The following is a 16,546-nucleotide window of genomic DNA, read 5'->3' on the forward strand; positions in this document are numbered from 1 at the left end:
TTACGCCGTCTCTGCTTCGACGACGGTCTCGCCGTCCTCGTCGAACCGGGCCGCGCGGACGCGGAGCTTCGACGGCGGCTTCTTCCGACCGCGCTTCCAGACCGCCTCGTTGATCGAGGGGTCGAGGCGCACGTCGGCCTCGTCGACGGTGAAGTGCTGTGCGAGGTGCGAGCGAATGAGGCTCATCGCCTTGTCGGCGCGCTCGTGCTTGGCCTCCTGCTTGACGTCACGCAGGGGGACCGTCACGACGCGCTCCTCGAAATCGTTAGCGCTCATTCGTCCGTGTCACTCCGCCGCCAGTTGCGGCGCTTGGGGTTTCGCATCGTGTCGCGGTCCGTCTTCATGATGACCCACGCCGGGACACGGCTGTTCTGCCGCTCCAGCTTGGCGAGGCGCTTCTTCTTCGCCTTCGACTTCTTGCCCATAGTAGCCGCGTGTTCTACCGCCGCGCATAAATCCCTGTCCTTTCCGTCCGCACGAGTACCGTCGCTCGAATCACACGACGGCGAGCAGCCCGACCATCGCGACGCCTCCCGCGAGGAAGCCGCCAACGAGTTCGCCGTAGCCGTGGCCGTCGAGTGGCTGGCCCAGTTCCAGCGCCTCCGGGATGAACTCGCTCGCCACGAGATAGATCATCGCGCCGGCGGCGAACCCGAACCCTGCGGGCAACAGCGGGCGAGCGAACTGGACGAACGCGAACGCCAGCACCGCGCCGATGGGCTGCGGGAGGGAGGAGAACACCGACCAGCCGACCATCTTCCACTCCGAGACGCCCATCGAGCGCAGCGGGATGGAGATGGCGACGCCCTCCGGGATGTTGTGGATGGAGATGGCGACGGTCATCGCGATGGCGAGCGCCGGTACCGTGAACCCGAACAGTGGAATGCCGGTCCCGAGGTTCAACTCCGCGAAGGAGACGCCGATGGCGATGCCTTCCGGGAACGAGTGGACCGTCAGCACCCCGAGAATCAACACGAGCTTCCGGAAGTCGGCTTCCTCGTACTGCTGGGGGTCGATGTCGGCGTCGACGAGATAGTTGTGGGCGAGCACGACCAGCAGCACGCCGGCGAGCAGCCCCACTGCGACGGCTACCCACGAACCCGCAGCGAGTCCCTCGGGCACGAGTCCGAGCACCGATGCGACGACCATGATGCCCGAGGCGACCCCCCACAGCGCGACGTTGAGCCGGTCGCTCACGTCCTCGACGACGAAGAACGGGAACGCACCGAGACCGGTCGCCAGCGCGGTGATGAGCCCCGCGACGAACACCAGCGTGTACGCACCCCAGTCGACCATACCGGCCCTACCTGCTCCGCGAGGTAATACCTATCGGATTGCAGATATCTTTAGGCCGCCCGAAACGCGCCCGGCTACAGCGGGAACCGCTCGACTGTCTCGTACTGGGGCCCGTCGCTCGTGAGCGTGCTCTCGGTCAGTCGGAGGTCCGTCACGGCCAGCGAGCCGACATCGGGGTCGCGCTCCGTGACGGTTTCGACCACCGCGTCCTTGCTCCGGGCGTCGGTCATCCGCGCGAGCGTGACGTGGGGGGTGAACTCGTGCGTTTCAGGCTCGAACCCCAGTGCCGTCGTTCGACTCTCGACGGCTTCGTGAAGCCGAGCCACCGCCTCGCCTCCCTCGCGAACGCCGAGCCAGACCACCGAGACGTAATCGAGCGAGGGGAACACGCCGTACCCCCCGAACTGGAGGTCGAACGGCCCCACGTCGGCGTCGGCGACCGCCCCCGAGAGCGCGTCACGGAGGTCGTCGAGCTCCGACTCGTCGACGTCGCCGAGGAACTTCACCGTGATGTGGGCCTGTTCGGGGTCGACGGGGTTCAGCCCGGGGCGGCGAAACGGTTCCTGGACGTCGGCGACCGCGTCGGCGAGCCCATCGAGGTCGATGGAGACGAACACACGCATGGGGTTCGGTTCGCTGCCCAGTAGCATGGCTTTCGGGGGTCGCAGCGCTGGCGAGATTCGGGTGAGAGGTGGGACACAGTTCGCACAAGAGACATATCCCCCCGTGACGCTCTAGCGCACATGGCCCTCGAGAACGATCCGGTCCGGGACCCGTCGGCGGTTGTGCGCGACGTGCAACTCGGCGACGGTGAGCTTATCGTCTACGACGCGGCCGTCGAGACGGCGTGGATTCAGGGTCGCGCCGTGACGGTCGAGCGGTAGCACCGCGCCAGTCGGCTTCTTTTCACGTCGCCGTGGCGGTGCTCCGGAGCCCGTAGCCCTTAACCGTCCAAGCGGCTAACTCCGGGTATGACCGACGAACGGGACGACCACCGGTTCTCCGAGGGGCAGGGGTTCGGCGACCCCTACGAGGGGTTCGACCTCGATCCGCCGGAGCTCGACGTCGACCCCGGCATGGTCGACCCCGTCGACTCCCGCGTGGTCGCCGACACGCTCGACGAGCGACAGATCGCGAAGTCAGAGGTGGACGCCGAGGAGCTCCTCGACGTGGGCCTCAACTACATGCGAATCAACCGCTACGAGCAGGCCGTCGACGCGTTCCAGCGTGTCGCCCGCTTCACCGACGACGAACTCCTCGAACAGGAGGCGTGGGTGAACAAGGGAGCCGCCCACGCCGAACTGGACGAGTTCCAGGAGGCCATCGAGGCCTATCGAGAAGCGCTGCACCTCGACGACGAGAGCGAGCACGCCGCCAGCGCACACACGAACCTCGCGTACGCGCTGTGGGAGAACGGCCAGAGCGAGCAGGCGCTCGAACACGCCGAGCGCGCGGTCGAGGTCGACCCGCGCTTCCCGCAGGCGTGGTACAACCGCGGCTTCTTCCTCCTCGAGCGCGGGCTCGCCGAGGACGCGGTCAACGCCTTCGACAACGCCGTCCGGCTGGGCTTCCGCTCGCCCGAACTGCTAGAGGAGAAGGCCATCGCTCACGAGGAACTCGGCGAGGACGAGCGGGCCGAGGAACTGGCGAACGAAGCCGAGGAGCTGCGCGAGCGGGCTGAACAGTCGCTCATCGACGGGGAATGATGCTACTCACGGAACGCGAGACACCCGAGGGTCGCCTGGTGTCGGTCGCGGACGCCGACACGCTCGGCGAGACCTACGGCAACGGGAAGGTGTCGCTCACCGTCGACCGGGAGTTCTACGAGGGCGAGGAGGCCTCCGCGGAGGAGGTGACCGCCGCGCTCGCCCGGTGTAGCGTCGCCAACCTCGTCGGCGAGGAATCGGTGGGCGTGGCCGTCGACGCCGGTTTCGTCGACGAGGCGAACGTCCTCGACCTCGACGGGACGCGTCACGCACAGTACCTTCGGCTGTAGCTGATAGCGGGCGTGTTCTCCCGCGTTCGTGTTCCTCGCCCAGCCACAGGGACCGCCATAGATTCAAATACCGAAACGCGGCCACTCCCTCCGTGACGTAGCTGTCGACGCGGACGGCCTGCGCCGTTGTGTGGCCCATCGTTCGCGTTCACGCCCACGGGCCGCCTGCTCGCCACGTGAACTACCCCACCCTACTCGCTCACGGCTGACGCCGTTCGCTCCTTGAGGGTGGGGCTTCCTGTTTCCACGACGCGCTTTGCAGATACCGGGGTATCCACAGGGAGCGCAGTCTCCACAGGCGTTGATTCGGAGTGAACCACTCCTACTTCTTCGAGACCACGAGAAAGAATATTCCACGCCGCGTTCGCGTCCCTATCCGCCTTGAACCCACACGAGGGACAGGAGTGTTCCCGCATCCATAGCGGCTTGTCTGTTTTGACACCACAGGCCGCACATTCCTTCGTCGTGCCTTTCGGGTCAACAGCGACGAAGTGCGTTCCCTCACGCTCACACTTGTATTCGAGCATCCGCAGGAACGTCCCCCATGCCGCACCTGCACGGTTCCGCGAGTTGCCCGGAAGTTTGACCAACCCCTTCGTGTCCAAGTCCTCGACCGCCACCAAATCGTACTCAGCCGCGTAATAGTTCGACAACTTGTGAAGGAAGTCTCGTCGCTTCCGCTTCAGGTCGGCGTGGCGTTGGGCGACCGTCTTACGTTGTGCTTCCCAATTCGCAGAGCCGTGTTCCTTCCGCGAGAGGTCGCGTTGAGCGCGTTCCAACCGCTCGCGCTCGTCGCTGAAGTCGGGACTCTCGATGGCGTACCCACCGGTGTCGTGTGCGTACTTGAGAATCCCCACGTCGATGCCGACGACCTTCTCTGGGTTCTCTGGTTTCTCGGGAGTGGCTTCATCCAAGTCGATGCCGAACGTGGCGTACCACTCGCCCGTTGGTTCTCGTTTGACTGTGACCTGTTTGATGGTCGCATTCTCGGGAATGTCTCGGTGGAGGCAAATCGGAATCTCACCAATTTTGCTCAACCACAGGACAGGCCGACCACTCGTATTCTTGAGTTTGAAGCCAGACTGGTTGTAGGTGAGCGACTGATACTCTCGGGGGGGTTTCCACTTGAGCATCCCGACAGCACGTCCATTCTCCTTCTGTGCTTTGAGCGTGGAGAGATTGTCGTAGACGCGCTTGACGACCATCTGCAACACTTTCGAGTGAACATCGTTCAGGTCATCCCACCACGATTTGAGGTCGGGGAGTCGTCCCTGAACCTCGTAGCGGGCGGGAATATCGTCTGCCTCGTTGAGTAGGTAGAGGACGTGGTTGTATAGTTGTCTACAAGTATCGACGTGGTTCAGAAGCGTCTCTGTGAGGGCTTCTGACGGGTCGAGGCGATACTTGTAGTTGTACTGCATCTATGACTCTCGTTCCTCGATAAGTTCGTCCAGTTTCTCTTGGACGAACGAGGAGAGATTCAGGTGGTTGTCCTGAATCCACTCCTCTTGGTCGTCGCGGATGGAGATGTTTTTGCGAGTTGTCACAACACACGATACACAAACTACACAAATAACTGTTGCGATTGCGTTGGCCTGTGGGCCGGGCGTTGAAGGTGTTTGAGAATCGTGCGGCGCTGTATCTCCTCCCTACTGCGCTACTCGGTCGCTTCGCTCCCTCCGTTGCTCCTTGAGGAAGGGGACTTAGCGCCTCATTCTACTTAAAACACCGTCCGGCGCGGGCCGAACCTATTTGCCGGCGCGCCTCCCCCCGCCTCCATGCAGATAACCGGTGTCAACCAGTACCACCTCGACTCGCCGGTCGACGGTGACGCGTTCTATCCGACGTGGATTCCCGGCTACCCGCAGACGACCCACGAACTCGAGCTGTTCGAGATCGAGACCGACGAGGGCATCACGGGCTACGGCGCCTCGCCCTCATTCGCGGGCGGACTCGACTACGAGACGCCGCTCCAGCTGTTCCTCATGGGCGAGGACCCGCACGACGTGGAGGGGATCCTCCGGAAGCTCGACACGGTCAACCTCGTAGGGCCGCGCCCGTGGCACATCGAACTCGCGCTGTGGGACATCATCGGCAAGGACGCCGGCAAGCCCGTCTACGAGCTGTTCGGCGCCGAACGGCAGGCGATTCCCTGCTACGCCTCGACGGGCGAGCGGCAGTCCGCAGACGAGCGCATCCCCTACGTCGAGGAGCGCGTCGAGGAGGGGTTCGACGCGGTCAAACTCCGTGTCACGGAGGTCGACGACATCGAGGTCGTCCGCGAGATCCGAGAGGCGTTCCCCGACCTCACGCTCATGGTCGACGCGAACAAGGGCTGGGCCGTCCGCGTGATGGAAGAGGAGGTCGAGTGGTCGTTCTCGGACGCGCTGGCGTTCTGTCGTGGACTCGAAGACGTGGGCGGTATCGGTTGGCTCGAAGAGCCGCTGCCGCGGCACGACTACGAGAGCTACGCCCGCCTCCGCGACGCGACCGACATTCCCATCGCGGGCGGCGAGTTCAACAACGGCCCGCACCACTTCCGCGAGTTCATCAAGCAGGGGTCGCTCGACATCCTGCAACCGGATGCGGCGCTCGCCACCGGCATCCGTCGTGCCGTGGACGTGGCGCGGATGGCCCAGAGCCACGGCCTTCGGTTCGTCCCGCACACGTGGACGAACGCCGTCGGTTTCGCCGCGAACCTCCACGTCACGACGGCCGTGGGCGGTGACTGGGTCGAGTACCCGATGGAGCCGCCGTGGACGCCCGACGTCTGGTCGTTCATGCTCGAAGACTCCTTCGAGCACGAGGACGGACGCATCAAGGCCCCCGACAAGCCGGGGCTGGGCATCGACATCAAGCAGGACGTCATCGACGAGGCCGCCGAGGACTAACCACGGACGGCGTCGAAGTCCTCTCCGACGACCAGAAACAGCAGCACCCCCACGACGCCGACGACGGAGGCGGTCGTGAACGCCACGGCGGGCGAGATCGCATAGAGGACCCCGCCGACCGCGGCCGCCGGGACCGTCACGATGTTTCTGACGAGGTAGTACGAGCCCGTGACTCTCCCGCCCGTATCGCGCGCGGCGGGGCCGACGATGAGCGCCTTGTGTGCCGGGAGCCCCGCAAAGCGCAGCCCCGAGAACGCAAACAGCACCAGGAGCACCGCGCTCGGGGGGACGGTGAGCCCAGCCACCTGTATCGCGTCCCCGGGTGCCGAAATCAGGAGCACCGGAAACACCGCGTAGACGGCGAACCCGAGCGCGACGACGGGTTTGAGTCCCACCCGAGCCGTGAGCCGCGACACCGGGACCATCGACAGCAGGGCGACGGCCATCTCCACCGCCAGGAGAATCCCGAAGAACGCTTGCGGTGAGAGTTCGCCCACGAGGGGGAGGGTGACGCCCACGCCGAGATAGTCGGAGACGACGACGACGAAGAACACGTACACCATCCCGTTGGCGAACCGGACGAGCGTGTCGCCCAGCAGGAGCGGCGGCAGTTGCGAGGGCATCGCTCGGAGGTTCCCCACGACGGTTCCGAGCCCCTCGCTCGACTTCCCGATGGTGTCCTCGCTCGCATCGTACAGCAGGTGTTGCGCGAGCGTGCCGAGTGCCGCGACCACCGCGGCGACGGCCAGCACGACCCGGAACCCCACTTCGAAGGTGAACACGGTGAGCGCCGCCGTCACGAGGAGCGGCCCGAGGAGAAATGCCAGTCGGCGGACGGTCTCGGTGGCGGCGAACCCCGTCGCCAGCTGTCGGGGCTCGACCGACTGCTTCACGATGGCGAACGTCGCGCCCAGCCCGAACGACTTCCAGCACTGCACCAGGAACAGCCCGAGGAAGATGCCGACGGGGAAGGCGAGTTCCGGGACGGAGACGGGCCCCAGCGCGACGGCGGGTGTCACGACCAGCCCGAACACGCCCGCGAACGCCCACATGGCGAACCCCAGCGCGGAGAGCAGGCCGAACAGCGTGAGCGCCCGGCGCGAGCCGATGCGGTCGGAGATGACGCCACCCGGATACGGGTACACCGCCGAAATCAGACTGCCGAGCGAGCCGAACAGCCCGACGACGACCGGGCCGGCGCCGAGGACGAACAGGTACTCGGCCATGTACTGGTTCGTCCCCTGGTAGCCGAGCGAGAAGGCGAACATCGCGACGCTCAACACGAGCACGTCGCGTTCGAGCGCGAGGTAGCCCCTGAGCGTCGCGAACGGGCTCTCCTCGGTGTCGACGGCGTCGGTCACGGTTGGGTTCGGGGGCGAGAGGGCTCCTCGGTTGCTATGTGGGCTATATATCCTCCTCGTCGGGGTCCTCCGTCTGCTGTTCGAGCAGGACGCGGTCGAGCCACGCGCCCTTCGACCGCCAGCGCAGCCAGTTGAACACGGAGAACAGCAGAACGAACAGCAGGACGGCGAGCGTCACCGGGTCGGTCGGGAGCGCCCACGCCATACGCGAGGTGGGCGACGCGAGGAGATAAACGCTGGGTGCTCAGCGGAACCGGCGACCGAGCAGCGCGACGAACGCGAGTGCCAGCAGCGCCAGCACGACGGTCACGGGCGTGAAGCCCGGCAGCGGGACCTGCGGACCGGGCTCGGGCGTGCCGGTCGTGGTCGCGGTGGCGGTCGCCGTGGCCGTCGGCGTCGAGTCGTCGACCGCGATGCCCTCGACCACGATGGCCGCGCTGGTCACGCCGTCGAGCTGTGCGGTGACCTCGTGTTCACCTTCGGTCTCGATGACGGCGCGGGCGACCCCCTCGTCGTCGGTCATGGCCACCTGCTCGCCGTCGACGAGCACGCTCGCGTTGCTCACGGGCTCGCTGTAGGCGTTCGTCACCTCGACGGTGAGCCGCTCGCCGACGACGACCCGCTCGTTCGAAGGGACGACGGTGAGGTTCGGCTCACGCTGGATGGTGAGCGTCTGGGTGCCCGGGTTCGTGCCGATGAAGAACGCCGTCTGGTTCGTCACGTACCCGTCTTTCGTCGCGCTCACCTGGTAGCGGGTGTTCACCGGGAGGGTGAACGTGACGGCCCCGCCGGTCGTACGCTGGGTGCCGACACCGTCGACGTTGACCTGTGCGCCGGTCAGCGTCTGTGGCGGCTCGAAGTGGTCGTCACGGACGCGGAACTGTACGTCGACGGTGCCGCGGCGCATCGACAGCTTCTCCGAGGTGTTCTCCTGGACTTCGACACGGGTGACGTTCCGGAAGTAGCCGCTCTTGAACGCCGCGAGCACGTACTCGCCCTGCTCGACGATCGGCGAGGTGAACTCGCCGTTGTCGTTCGTCCGCCCCTCGACGATGGTGGTGCCGCCGCGGCTCAGACTCACCTGCACGTTCGACACCGGGCCGTCGGTGTCGGTGATGCGCACCGCGTACTGGCCCTTCCTGACGACTTCGAGCGTCACCTCCCCGCTCTCGGCGTTCTCGACGACGAGCGGGCGGTTCCGGATGAAGTCGTCGCTCTCGGCGGACAGTTCGACGTCGGCGCCGCGAGGTACGTCGATGAACGCCTTCCCGTTGCCCGCGGTCGTCGCGGTCGCCGAGCCGTCGTCCCACGTCGCATCGATGGTCGCCCCGCCGATGGGCGTCCCGCTGTCGGACACGACCGAGACGGTGAGTGTCACGGTCTCCTGCCCGGCGGCTGGGGCGGCACCAGCGACCACCGATACGAGCATCACTGTTACGAGGAGGAGTTGCCGTCGCATACCCGTACAGTTGCCGGCCCTGTATTTAGTTTGTTGGCCCTTTTCGATGCAAGTTTGATGACCGCATCCCGGTGCTGGGCGTCGATAATTCCGGGTTCGTTGGGGTGTTGATTGGTCCGCTATCGACCTCTGGCTCGACGGCGTAGGTGAATGCCACGGCTGGTCGATACGTCGAGCCGCGAAGAAACTCGCCGACGAAATCGGTAGTGTCGCGCGTTACAGCCGGGTGCGGGCGAACAGCGCCGCGCCGAAGGCCGCGATGGCCGCGATGGCACCGAAGCCGGGGCCGGTGCCCTCGGTGGCGGTGTCGTCACTGCTGCCATCGCCACCGTCGCCGCCGTCGCTGCCGCTCGACCCGTCACCGTCGCCGGACTGGACCGACATCTGCCGCTCGGAGAAGTGGTTGATGCCGACCACGACGTCCGAGGAGGCCTCCGCGCTCGACGACGACTGGACGAGGAACTTCGAGGTCTCGCCGCCGTTCGCCGCCGACTGCACCTCGGAGTACGAGGAGGCCTGCACTGCGGCCTTGCCGTCGACGTACACCTGGGCGTTCTCGGCGTTCTCCATCGCCGCGTCGGAGACGCTCACGATGACGACCTTCCCCTGGCTCTCGGCGCGCTCGACGGTCATGTTGACCTGGTTCTTCGACTGCTCGGTCACCTCGACCGTCGTGTCCTCGCCGTACTGGACGACGTTCGCGGTCCGCTGCGTGCCGTCCTCGCTCGACGAGTCTGCCTGCTGGTAGTACACCTCGGCGGTCGCCGTCCCCTCGGCGATGAGCTCCTCCTGCTTCTTCTCGCTGTCGGAGCGCTCGTCGCCGTACTGCCGGTAGACGAGCTTCGAGCCCTGCTGCAGCTCCGCGGAGACGTTGCCCTGCTCGTTGACGGTCACGTCACCGTCACCGACGACGATGAAGGTCCCCGTCTCGCCGTCGGCCTTCTGGACGACGACGCGGCTCTCGCCCGACTGCTGGGCCTCGGCGTCGGACGTGAGGTTCGCGCTCACGTACTGGCTGCTCTCGCCGGCCGAGACGACCATGATACCGCGGTCGTTGTCGTTCGCCTCGATGGTGGCGCCGCTCTCGGCGGTCACCGTCGCGTGCGTCGAGGTCGTCGCGCTCGATTCGAGGCTCAGGCCCGCGGCGTCGAAGTTCGTCACCGCCGTCAGGTCAGCGCCGGCGGCGAGCCCACCGCTCGATTCCGCCTCGCTGGTCGACTGCACCGCGACGGAATCGACGACCGTCTCCCCGTTGACGCTGTAGTCTGCGATCGCGTCACCCTTCGTCTCGAACGCTACGTACGTCTCGCTGTACGCCTTCGCGTTCTGTGTGGCGCCGGTCGCCGCCGCTGTCGCCGGCCCGACGGCCGACACGACGAGCAGCAGCGCCGCCGCGAGTGCTTTGATGTTCATCGCAGTCGGGCCACAAACGAGCGTCTCGTATAAGTCTCGTGGCCATCGTGCCTGTGCGTCTCACACTCTTGAACGGGCGGTATCGGCCATTTCAGCGATTCTCGACTCGCGAATCTGGCACCCGGGGTCGTTCGAGGGGCTGGACCCGTGTGTTCCCGGTCTTTTTTTTTTGTCTGGTTTCCGTACAGCCGTGATTCGACGGCTCAGCGCCCCTCGATAGCCTCGGCCGCGCGGTCCAGTTCGCTCCGCGAGAAGGTGGCGAGGGGACCGTCGACGGTGCGAGCCAGCGCGTGGGCTGCGGTGCCGTATCTGAGCGCAGTCTCGGTATCCGCGCCGTCGAGGAGGCGGGCGAGGAACGCGCCGGTACAGGCGGCGACCGCGCCCGTGGGGTCGACGGCGTCGCTGTCGACGACGGAAAACTCGTACAGCGTCGAGTCGTGCCACGCCACAGTCGTCCGGTCGCGGACGAGTACGACCGTCTCGAAGCCGTGCTCGTGGGCGAGCGCGTGAGCGACCTGACTCGGCTGGCCGTCGCGCCCGAGTACCGTCTCCACGTCGCGCTCGCGGGCGACGAACACGTCGACCGCCGGAAAGTAGCCGCTCAGGGTCTCTTTCGCGTCCTCGGGGCTCCACTGTTCGGCCCGGTACTCCAGCCCGAAGGCGGTGAGTCCGTCCCCCTCGCGGGCGGCGCGGACGAACCGGGCGGCGGCCTCCGCAGCTGGGGTCGAGTAGCCCGGCGTCGCGCCTGTGAAGTAGACGCAGTCGGCCTCGCGAACGGCATCCAGCGGGAGCGCGCCCATCTCGATGTCGTCGAACGCGGCGGACGTCCGGTCGTCGAGCCAGACGGGTTCCCGGACGCCCGCGCCGTGTTCGTAGAACGCGAGCCCCTGTCGTCCCTCGGTCCACGTCACGCGGACGTCGAGATCGTGGGCCCGGAGTTCGTTGGCGACTCGTCGCCCCAGTGGGCTGTCCGGGAGGACCGTCGCGTGCGCCGTCTCGATGCCCGTGCGCCGGGCGGCGACCGCGGCGTCGCTCTCGGGGCCGGTGGCGTGGGCGTCGAACTGCCCTGCGGTCTCCAGCCGGTCACCGGCGGGGGGCGACAGCCGGAGCGCCGTCGCGCCGAACGTGATGAGCATGTCCGTGGGTGGGGGCTGGGGGGGTTTAGTCCTAGGTGGCGGTCGCCTGTCGGGAACGCCACGCCGCAGATGTATCGGCTCGATTACCAAATCTCCATTCAGAAAACCGACATTACCCGTGAGGACTCGAGTAGCAGTATGTCGGTGCCGAGCGTCGTCGTTCGCCGGTACTACGCGTACTACGCCACGACGTCGATCGGGTTCTACCTCCCGGTCAGCACCCTGGTTCTCGTCGAGGTCAGAGGCTTCGGGCTCGACGCCGTCGGCGCCGTCATGGCGGCGTACCTCGTCGCGATGCTGGTCGCCGAGATCCCGACCGGCTACCTGGGCGACCGCGTCGGTCGACGGACGAGTCTGGCCGTCGGAAACGCCCTGATGGCGGCGTCGCTGGTGGGGTGGACGCTCCTCCACACCCCCGCCGAGTACGCCCTCGTGAACGCCCTCTGGGCCACGGGAACCACGTTCCGTTCGGGCACCGCATCGGCGTGGCTGTATCAGCTGCTCGACTCGCACGAGGCGGGCGACCAGTTCGCCCACATCAGCGGCCGTGCGACCACGGTTCGGTTGCTGGTCTCCGCCGGGGCCGCGGTCAGCGGCGGCGTCCTGTTCACCGTCAACTGGGCGCTGCCGTTCCTCGTCAACGCTGCGCTGGCCGCGCTCGGCGTGCCGCTGCTAGCGACGCTGCCAGCCGCCGGGGATATGGACGTCGAGGCCGACGACGACGCGGACCGCTTCACCGTCCGTGATGCGTTCCGGCTGCTCCGGCTACAGGTCGACCGACCGGCCCTCCGGTGGTTCGTCGCCTACGTCGCACTCTTCTACGGGCTGTTCCAGCTCGGGCTCGCGTTCGAGCAGCCCGCGGTCCGGGCCGTCGGCGTCCCCGTCGCGAGCCTGGGGCTGCTGTACGCCGGCTTCAAGCTCGTCTCGGCGGGCGCGGCCTCGGCTGCCGGCTGGCTTCAGGACCGGCTCGGTGCACGAGGGGTGTTCGGACTCGCCGCACCGTTCGTTGGCCTAGTGTTCGCCGCCGTCATCGTCTGGCCCCCTGCCCTGCTCCCGGCGCTGTTCTTCAACCGGGCGCTGTCCGCGTCGACGCGTCCGCTACGCAACCAGTATCTCAACGACCGGCTGGGCGACGTGGGACGGGCGACGGTGTTGTCGGGTGTCTCGATGGCGCTCTCGCTGTTCGCCGCGGGCCTCGACGTCATCGGGGGAATCGTCGCCGAGGCTACGGGACCCGTCGCGTTTCTCGCAGGTGCGGGGGTCACCACGGCCGCCGTGGCAGCGCTCCTCTGGCTCGCTGTCACACCGGTTCGGCAGGCGGGGGACGCGACGACCGGCGGTGCCGCACCGACCACGCCGTCGGACTGAGCGTCCGATTTGCGGGCTTGTCGGGACCTAGCTCCCGTGCCCCGGATAGTCGCGCTCGAACCGTTCCTCTATCTCGCTCGTCCCGAGTTCGATGACGACCGGCCGCCCGTGGGGACAGGCGTAGGGGTTTTCGCAGGCGTCGAGCGCCCGGAGGAGGTCCGTGACGGTCCCCTCGGTGAGCGACTCGTTGCCCTTTATCGAGGGATAGCACGCCAAATCGCCCAGGAGTTCGTCGGCGGCCTGCTCGACGGTGCGGTCGGGGTCGCCGTCGGCGAAATCCGCCACCAGATCACGGACGAGTTCGGGGCCGGCTTCGTCGGCCAGCAGTGCCGGCACCGTCGTCACCCGGAGCGTCCGGTCGTCGACGAGGCTCGCGTGGAACCCCAACTGCGACAGCGTCTCCGCGGCGGCCTCCGCGAGGGCAGCCTCCTTCGCGGTGAGTTCGAGGTCCACGGGCTCCGCGAGCGCCTGCGTCGTCACCTCGCGGGCGAACCGTTCTCGCAAGCGTTCGAAGTTCACCCGCTCGTCGGCGGCGTGCTGGTCGACGAGGACGAGGCCGTCGTCGGTCTCCGCGACGACGTAGGTGTCGTGGAGCTGCCCGAGGACGCGCATCGACGGCAGGGTGTCGAACGCGTGGTCGTCCGGGTTCGAGCCGTCGAACGTCGCCTGCGCCGGTCGCTCACGGAACTTCCGGTCGCGACGGTCGCGAACCCCTTCGTTTCCGGTCGAAATCCGTTCGACGCCGGGCTCGCCGGGACTGGAATCCGCTTCGTTGCCCGGCTCGGACGCGCGCTCGGCCGTCTCGGTGTCCGTCGTCGCCCACGCGGGCGCACCGCCTGTGTTGGTATCGCGCTCGGGGTCCGTTTCGGGTCGACGCGCGAGCCCTGTGCTGGCATCGGGCGTATCGGACGGTTCGCTCGCCTCGGACCCACTCCTGTCCGCTCGCTCGGGTGCGATTTCGGTCTGTGCGGCCTTCGACCGCCCCCGGGGGGCAGAGGTGCGAATCAGGCCCTCGGAGAGCAGCGCCGATTCGACCGCGTCGCGGACCTGTCTGCGCATCCCGTCCTCGTCGGCGAACCGGACTTCCAGTTTTCGTGGGTGGACGTTCACGTCGACCGTTCCGGGGTCGACGTCCAGCGCGAGCACGGCGAACGGGAAGCGGTCGGAAGCGAGCTGGCGGCCGTACGCCTCGACGACGGCGTCCCTGACCGCCGTTGCCGTGACCCACCGACCGTTGACGAAGGTGTTGACGTACTCCCGGGTCGAGCGGTTCGTCTCTGGGTGGCTGACGAGCCCCGAGACGCCGTCAAGCGGGCCGTCCTCGTCGGTTCCCTCGACGAGAACCATGTTCGCTGCCACCTCGCGGCCGTAGACGGCCATTACCGCCGACCGGCGGTCGCCCCGGCCCTCGGTCGAGAACGTCTCGCGGTCGCCGTGCGTGAGCGAGACGGCCACGTCGGGGTTGGCGAGCGCGTAGCCCGAGACGACGCTGTTGACGTGTGAGAACTCGGTCGCCTCGGCCTTCAGGTACTTCCGGCGGGCGGGAACGTTGTAGAAGAGGTCTGCGACCTCGATGGTCGTCCCTTCCGGGCAGCCGGCGGGCGAGACGTCGACCACCTCGCCGCCCTCGACGGTGAGTTCGGTTCCCTGCTTCGTTCCCTGCTTCCGGGTGCGGACGGTGAGTTTCGAGACGGCGCCGATGGCGTGGAGCGCCTCGCCACGGAAGCCGAGGGTGGCGACCCCGGCTTCGAGGTCGTCGATGTCGCCGATCTTGGAGGTGGTGTGCTCTTTCACCGAGAGCCGGACCTCCTCCTCGGTCATCCCCGCGCCGTCGTCCCGGACCTCGATGCGCTCCGTTCCACCCGCATCGACCGTGACGGCGACCCGCGAGGCGTCGGCGTCGATGCTGTTCTCGACGAGCTCCTTCACCACGGAGGCGGGTCGCTCGACCACCTCCCCGGCGGCGATGCGGTCGATGGTCGCCTGGTCGAGCTGTCGGATGTCGGTCATTGGTCGGTCGCGCGGTCGAGGGCGGTCGCCCGGCGGTCGTTCAGCAGTGGTGCCGCGTCAGCGGGCGGCAGCCACTGGTGGTCGTCGTGCTCTGCGGAGAGCTCCACGGCCCGCGAGTCGGTCGTCGCGCGGTAGTAGACGAAGAACTTCCCGCGCTTCTTCTTGCGCTTCTTCACGGCGGTGAACACCGGCGTTTTCACCTGGACGTCGAGGCCAGTCTCTTCGCGAACTTCGCGGTGGAGCGCCGCCAGCGAGCGCTCGCCGCGGTCGATGCGGCCGCCGGGGAACTCCCAGTCGCCATCGCTCGCGTCGCGGACGACGAGCACCTCGTCGGCGTCGACGACGACGGCCTTCTGCGAGACGACCGCCTGCCACGTCTTACCCACGGGTGGCACCTCCACGGGCGACGGTCCGAGTGGAACGGCGTTCGGTCATTGGCCTACCCGTTCGCCGGGAGCGGTATCAATCCCGCGTTCGGACCGTGGCGCCGAACCGCCGACGAGTCGGGCAGCATCCGTTCGATACAGGTGTCGGCGCGACGCCCTATCTCCCCGGTAGCACCGCCCGTGGGGCTGAATCCCGTTCTCACGCAACGCTTATTCCGACGTGGAACAAAATTTAACTCGATGATGAGTAAATATCTGAACGACGAAGCGGTACAGGACACGATGACCCGATTCCGGACCTACCGGCGCTACGTTCGCACGCAGCCGCAGACCGGCTGGGGGCGGTACGGGACCGAGAACGGCCACCTCCAGCTGACGGCGATGGCCGGTGCTGGGCTCTGAGTCGGCCCACGGCTCACTGCCCACCGACACGGTTCGACGTGTCGGTCGAGATAAACGTTTTTGCCACCACGGCGCCTCCTCGTAGGATGGACACGACAACTCCGATAGAACCGAGTCTCGGTGACGGTTCGGCCGCGCGCCCGGTACGCGCGGTGGCCGTCGCCATCGGGCTCACCGTTCTCGCGCTAGCGGGCTCGCTGCTCGGCGGCGTCGCGCTCGCCGTCCCGCTGTTCCTCCTCGAGTTCGACGTTCAGAGCGTCTCGGTGCTCGTCGCGCTCACCGCCGCGGGCCAGATCGGCTTCCTCGCCGTCGCGTATCTCTACGCCCGCTACGCCGATATCCGGGTCCGCATCGCGATGCCGACGCGTCGCGACCTCGGGTACGCAGCCGGGGGACTGCTCGCCGCGCTCGCGCTCGCCGTCGGGCTCTCGGTCGTCCTCTCGCTGCTGAACCTCGTTCCGGGGTCGGTCATCGAGGACGCCGCCACGAACGACCCGACGCTGCTGCTCGGGCTGGCGCTGCTCTCGGTACTCATCGTCGCGCCCGCCGAGGAGTTCCTGTTCCGCGGTGTGGTCCAGGGGCGGCTCCGCCGGGCGTTCGGCCCTGCCGCGGCCATCGCGGGCGCGAGCCTCCTGTTCGGCTCGCTCCACCTCGCGAACTACACGGGTACCATCGCCCCCATCGTCGCCGCGTCGCTGCTCATCGCGTCGGTCGGCGCCGTCTTCGGCGTCGTCTACGAGCGGACTGACAACCTCGTCGTCCCCGTCGTCGCCCACGCCGTCTACAACGTGATTCTGTTCTCCATCGCGTTCCTCACCATCTAATCGA

The 16,546-nt window shown here is 67.2% G+C and carries 20 protein-coding genes; 7 read left to right on the plus strand and 13 right to left on the minus strand.

Annotated features, from left to right (window positions below):
• The 4 genes from NL126_RS08135 to thpR form a co-directional block, all read right to left on the minus strand.
• Positions 1-276, minus strand: coding sequence for a 50S ribosomal protein L31e (locus NL126_RS08135; protein ID WP_255198424.1), 276 nt, complete (start codon positions 274-276; stop codon positions 1-3).
• Complete coding sequence (locus NL126_RS08140; protein WP_255198425.1) at positions 273-425, minus strand: 50S ribosomal protein L39e; 153 nt, start codon at positions 423-425, stop codon at positions 273-275. Before NL126_RS08140 ends, NL126_RS08135 begins: the two co-directional genes overlap by 4 nt.
• Positions 426-495: 70 nt before the next feature.
• Positions 496-1,296 (minus strand): ZIP family metal transporter, encoded by an 801-nt coding sequence (locus NL126_RS08145; protein WP_255198426.1) that lies wholly within the window; start codon positions 1,294-1,296, stop codon positions 496-498.
• Between the two features lie 74 nt (positions 1,297-1,370).
• A complete protein-coding gene (gene thpR / locus NL126_RS08150) occupies positions 1,371-1,919 on the minus strand; it encodes an RNA 2',3'-cyclic phosphodiesterase (RefSeq protein WP_255198427.1) in 549 nt (182 codons plus the stop codon).
• A gap of 120 nt (positions 1,920-2,039) precedes the next feature.
• Between thpR and NL126_RS08155 the strand changes: the two genes are divergently transcribed.
• From NL126_RS08155 to NL126_RS08165, 3 genes are all read left to right on the plus strand, one after another.
• A complete protein-coding gene (locus tag NL126_RS08155) occupies positions 2,040-2,180 on the plus strand; it encodes a hypothetical protein (RefSeq protein WP_255198428.1) in 141 nt (46 codons plus the stop codon).
• A gap of 87 nt (positions 2,181-2,267) precedes the next feature.
• Positions 2,268-3,002: a tetratricopeptide repeat protein gene (locus tag NL126_RS08160; protein WP_255198429.1), complete on the plus strand. Its 735-nt coding sequence runs from the start codon at positions 2,268-2,270 to the stop codon at positions 3,000-3,002.
• Positions 3,002-3,292 (plus strand): DUF424 domain-containing protein, encoded by a 291-nt coding sequence (locus NL126_RS08165; RefSeq protein ID WP_255198825.1) that lies wholly within the window; start codon positions 3,002-3,004, stop codon positions 3,290-3,292. The genes NL126_RS08160 and NL126_RS08165 overlap by 1 nt, the downstream gene beginning before the upstream one ends.
• Before the next feature lie 191 nt (positions 3,293-3,483).
• On the opposite strand, the gene NL126_RS08170 is transcribed toward NL126_RS08165, so the two are convergent.
• A complete protein-coding gene (locus tag NL126_RS08170) occupies positions 3,484-4,713 on the minus strand; it encodes an RNA-guided endonuclease InsQ/TnpB family protein (protein ID WP_255198430.1) in 1,230 nt (409 codons plus the stop codon).
• A complete protein-coding gene (locus NL126_RS08175; protein ID WP_255198431.1) occupies positions 4,714-4,839 on the minus strand; it encodes a hypothetical protein in 126 nt (41 codons plus the stop codon).
• Positions 4,840-5,070: 231 nt separating this feature from the next.
• On the opposite strand from NL126_RS08175, the gene NL126_RS08180 reads away from it, so the two are divergent.
• Complete coding sequence (locus NL126_RS08180; protein ID WP_255198432.1) at positions 5,071-6,183, plus strand: mandelate racemase/muconate lactonizing enzyme family protein; 1,113 nt, start codon at positions 5,071-5,073, stop codon at positions 6,181-6,183.
• On the opposite strand, the gene NL126_RS08185 is transcribed toward NL126_RS08180, so the two are convergent.
• The 5 genes from NL126_RS08185 to NL126_RS08205 form a co-directional block, all read right to left on the minus strand.
• Positions 6,180-7,595, minus strand: a complete 1,416-nt coding sequence (locus NL126_RS08185; protein ID WP_350355494.1) for an MFS transporter — start codon at positions 7,593-7,595, stop codon at positions 6,180-6,182. The genes NL126_RS08180 and NL126_RS08185 overlap by 4 nt on opposite strands.
• Positions 7,588-7,749 carry a hypothetical protein gene (locus tag NL126_RS08190; protein WP_255198434.1) on the minus strand — a complete coding sequence of 54 codons (162 nt, stop codon included), beginning with the start codon at positions 7,747-7,749 and terminating at the stop codon, positions 7,588-7,590. Before NL126_RS08190 ends, NL126_RS08185 begins: the two co-directional genes overlap by 8 nt.
• 39 nt (positions 7,750-7,788) lie before the next feature.
• Positions 7,789-9,003 carry a carboxypeptidase-like regulatory domain-containing protein gene (locus tag NL126_RS08195; protein WP_255198435.1) on the minus strand — a complete coding sequence of 405 codons (1,215 nt, stop codon included), beginning with the start codon at positions 9,001-9,003 and terminating at the stop codon, positions 7,789-7,791.
• A gap of 216 nt (positions 9,004-9,219) precedes the next feature.
• Complete coding sequence (locus tag NL126_RS08200) at positions 9,220-10,416, minus strand: hypothetical protein (protein ID WP_255198436.1); 1,197 nt, start codon at positions 10,414-10,416, stop codon at positions 9,220-9,222.
• A gap of 203 nt (positions 10,417-10,619) precedes the next feature.
• Positions 10,620-11,552: a PfkB family carbohydrate kinase gene (locus tag NL126_RS08205; protein ID WP_255198437.1), complete on the minus strand. Its 933-nt coding sequence runs from the start codon at positions 11,550-11,552 to the stop codon at positions 10,620-10,622.
• Positions 11,553-11,690: 138 nt separating this feature from the next.
• Between NL126_RS08205 and NL126_RS08210 the strand changes: the two genes are divergently transcribed.
• On the plus strand, positions 11,691-12,920 hold the full coding sequence (locus NL126_RS08210; RefSeq protein WP_255198438.1) for an MFS transporter: 1,230 nt from the start codon (positions 11,691-11,693) through the stop codon (positions 12,918-12,920).
• 27 nt (positions 12,921-12,947) lie between these two features.
• Here NL126_RS08210 and mutL read toward each other — a convergent pair whose 3' ends face one another.
• Both mutL and NL126_RS08220 read right to left on the minus strand, forming a co-directional pair.
• The gene (gene mutL / locus NL126_RS08215; RefSeq protein ID WP_255198439.1) at positions 12,948-14,930 is read right to left on the minus strand and encodes a DNA mismatch repair endonuclease MutL; all 1,983 of its coding nucleotides are present in this window, start codon (positions 14,928-14,930) and stop codon (positions 12,948-12,950) included.
• Positions 14,927-15,316: an NUDIX hydrolase gene (locus NL126_RS08220; protein ID WP_255198440.1), complete on the minus strand. Its 390-nt coding sequence runs from the start codon at positions 15,314-15,316 to the stop codon at positions 14,927-14,929. Before NL126_RS08220 ends, mutL begins: the two co-directional genes overlap by 4 nt.
• 243 nt (positions 15,317-15,559) lie before the next feature.
• On the opposite strand from NL126_RS08220, the gene NL126_RS08225 reads away from it, so the two are divergent.
• Both NL126_RS08225 and NL126_RS08230 read left to right on the plus strand, forming a co-directional pair.
• A complete protein-coding gene (locus tag NL126_RS08225; RefSeq protein WP_255198441.1) occupies positions 15,560-15,718 on the plus strand; it encodes a hypothetical protein in 159 nt (52 codons plus the stop codon).
• A gap of 86 nt (positions 15,719-15,804) precedes the next feature.
• On the plus strand, positions 15,805-16,542 hold the full coding sequence (locus tag NL126_RS08230) for a CPBP family intramembrane glutamic endopeptidase (protein ID WP_255198442.1): 738 nt from the start codon (positions 15,805-15,807) through the stop codon (positions 16,540-16,542).
• Positions 16,543-16,546: the final 4 nt, after the last annotated feature.

The organism is Halorarius litoreus (assembly GCF_024362405.1).
In the GTDB taxonomy this organism is placed as follows: Archaea; Halobacteriota; Halobacteria; order Halobacteriales; family Haloarculaceae; genus Halorarius; species Halorarius litoreus.

Excerpts from the sequence above, each read along its gene's own strand:
- NL126_RS08225 (WP_255198441.1), top strand. The coding sequence starts at position 15,560 with ATGAGTAAATATCTGAACGACGAAGCGGTACAGGACACGATGACCCGA.
- NL126_RS08170 (WP_255198430.1), bottom strand. The coding sequence starts at position 4,713 with ATGCAGTACAACTACAAGTATCGCCTCGACCCGTCAGAAGCCCTCACA.
- NL126_RS08165 (WP_255198825.1), top strand. The coding sequence starts at position 3,002 with ATGCTACTCACGGAACGCGAGACACCCGAGGGTCGCCTGGTGTCGGTC.
- NL126_RS08160 (WP_255198429.1), top strand. The coding sequence starts at position 2,268 with ATGACCGACGAACGGGACGACCACCGGTTCTCCGAGGGGCAGGGGTTC.
- NL126_RS08135 (WP_255198424.1), bottom strand. The coding sequence starts at position 276 with ATGAGCGCTAACGATTTCGAGGAGCGCGTCGTGACGGTCCCCCTGCGT.
- NL126_RS08230 (WP_255198442.1), top strand. The coding sequence starts at position 15,805 with ATGGACACGACAACTCCGATAGAACCGAGTCTCGGTGACGGTTCGGCC.
- NL126_RS08190 (WP_255198434.1), bottom strand. The coding sequence starts at position 7,749 with ATGGCGTGGGCGCTCCCGACCGACCCGGTGACGCTCGCCGTCCTGCTG.
- NL126_RS08140 (WP_255198425.1), bottom strand. The coding sequence starts at position 425 with ATGGGCAAGAAGTCGAAGGCGAAGAAGAAGCGCCTCGCCAAGCTGGAG.
- NL126_RS08195 (WP_255198435.1), bottom strand. The coding sequence starts at position 9,003 with ATGCGACGGCAACTCCTCCTCGTAACAGTGATGCTCGTATCGGTGGTC.
- NL126_RS08145 (WP_255198426.1), bottom strand. The coding sequence starts at position 1,296 with ATGGTCGACTGGGGTGCGTACACGCTGGTGTTCGTCGCGGGGCTCATC.
- mutL (WP_255198439.1), bottom strand. The coding sequence starts at position 14,930 with ATGACCGACATCCGACAGCTCGACCAGGCGACCATCGACCGCATCGCC.
- NL126_RS08155 (WP_255198428.1), top strand. The coding sequence starts at position 2,040 with ATGGCCCTCGAGAACGATCCGGTCCGGGACCCGTCGGCGGTTGTGCGC.
- NL126_RS08200 (WP_255198436.1), bottom strand. The coding sequence starts at position 10,416 with ATGAACATCAAAGCACTCGCGGCGGCGCTGCTGCTCGTCGTGTCGGCC.
- NL126_RS08210 (WP_255198438.1), top strand. The coding sequence starts at position 11,691 with ATGTCGGTGCCGAGCGTCGTCGTTCGCCGGTACTACGCGTACTACGCC.
- NL126_RS08180 (WP_255198432.1), top strand. The coding sequence starts at position 5,071 with ATGCAGATAACCGGTGTCAACCAGTACCACCTCGACTCGCCGGTCGAC.
- thpR (WP_255198427.1), bottom strand. The coding sequence starts at position 1,919 with ATGCGTGTGTTCGTCTCCATCGACCTCGATGGGCTCGCCGACGCGGTC.
- NL126_RS08205 (WP_255198437.1), bottom strand. The coding sequence starts at position 11,552 with ATGCTCATCACGTTCGGCGCGACGGCGCTCCGGCTGTCGCCCCCCGCC.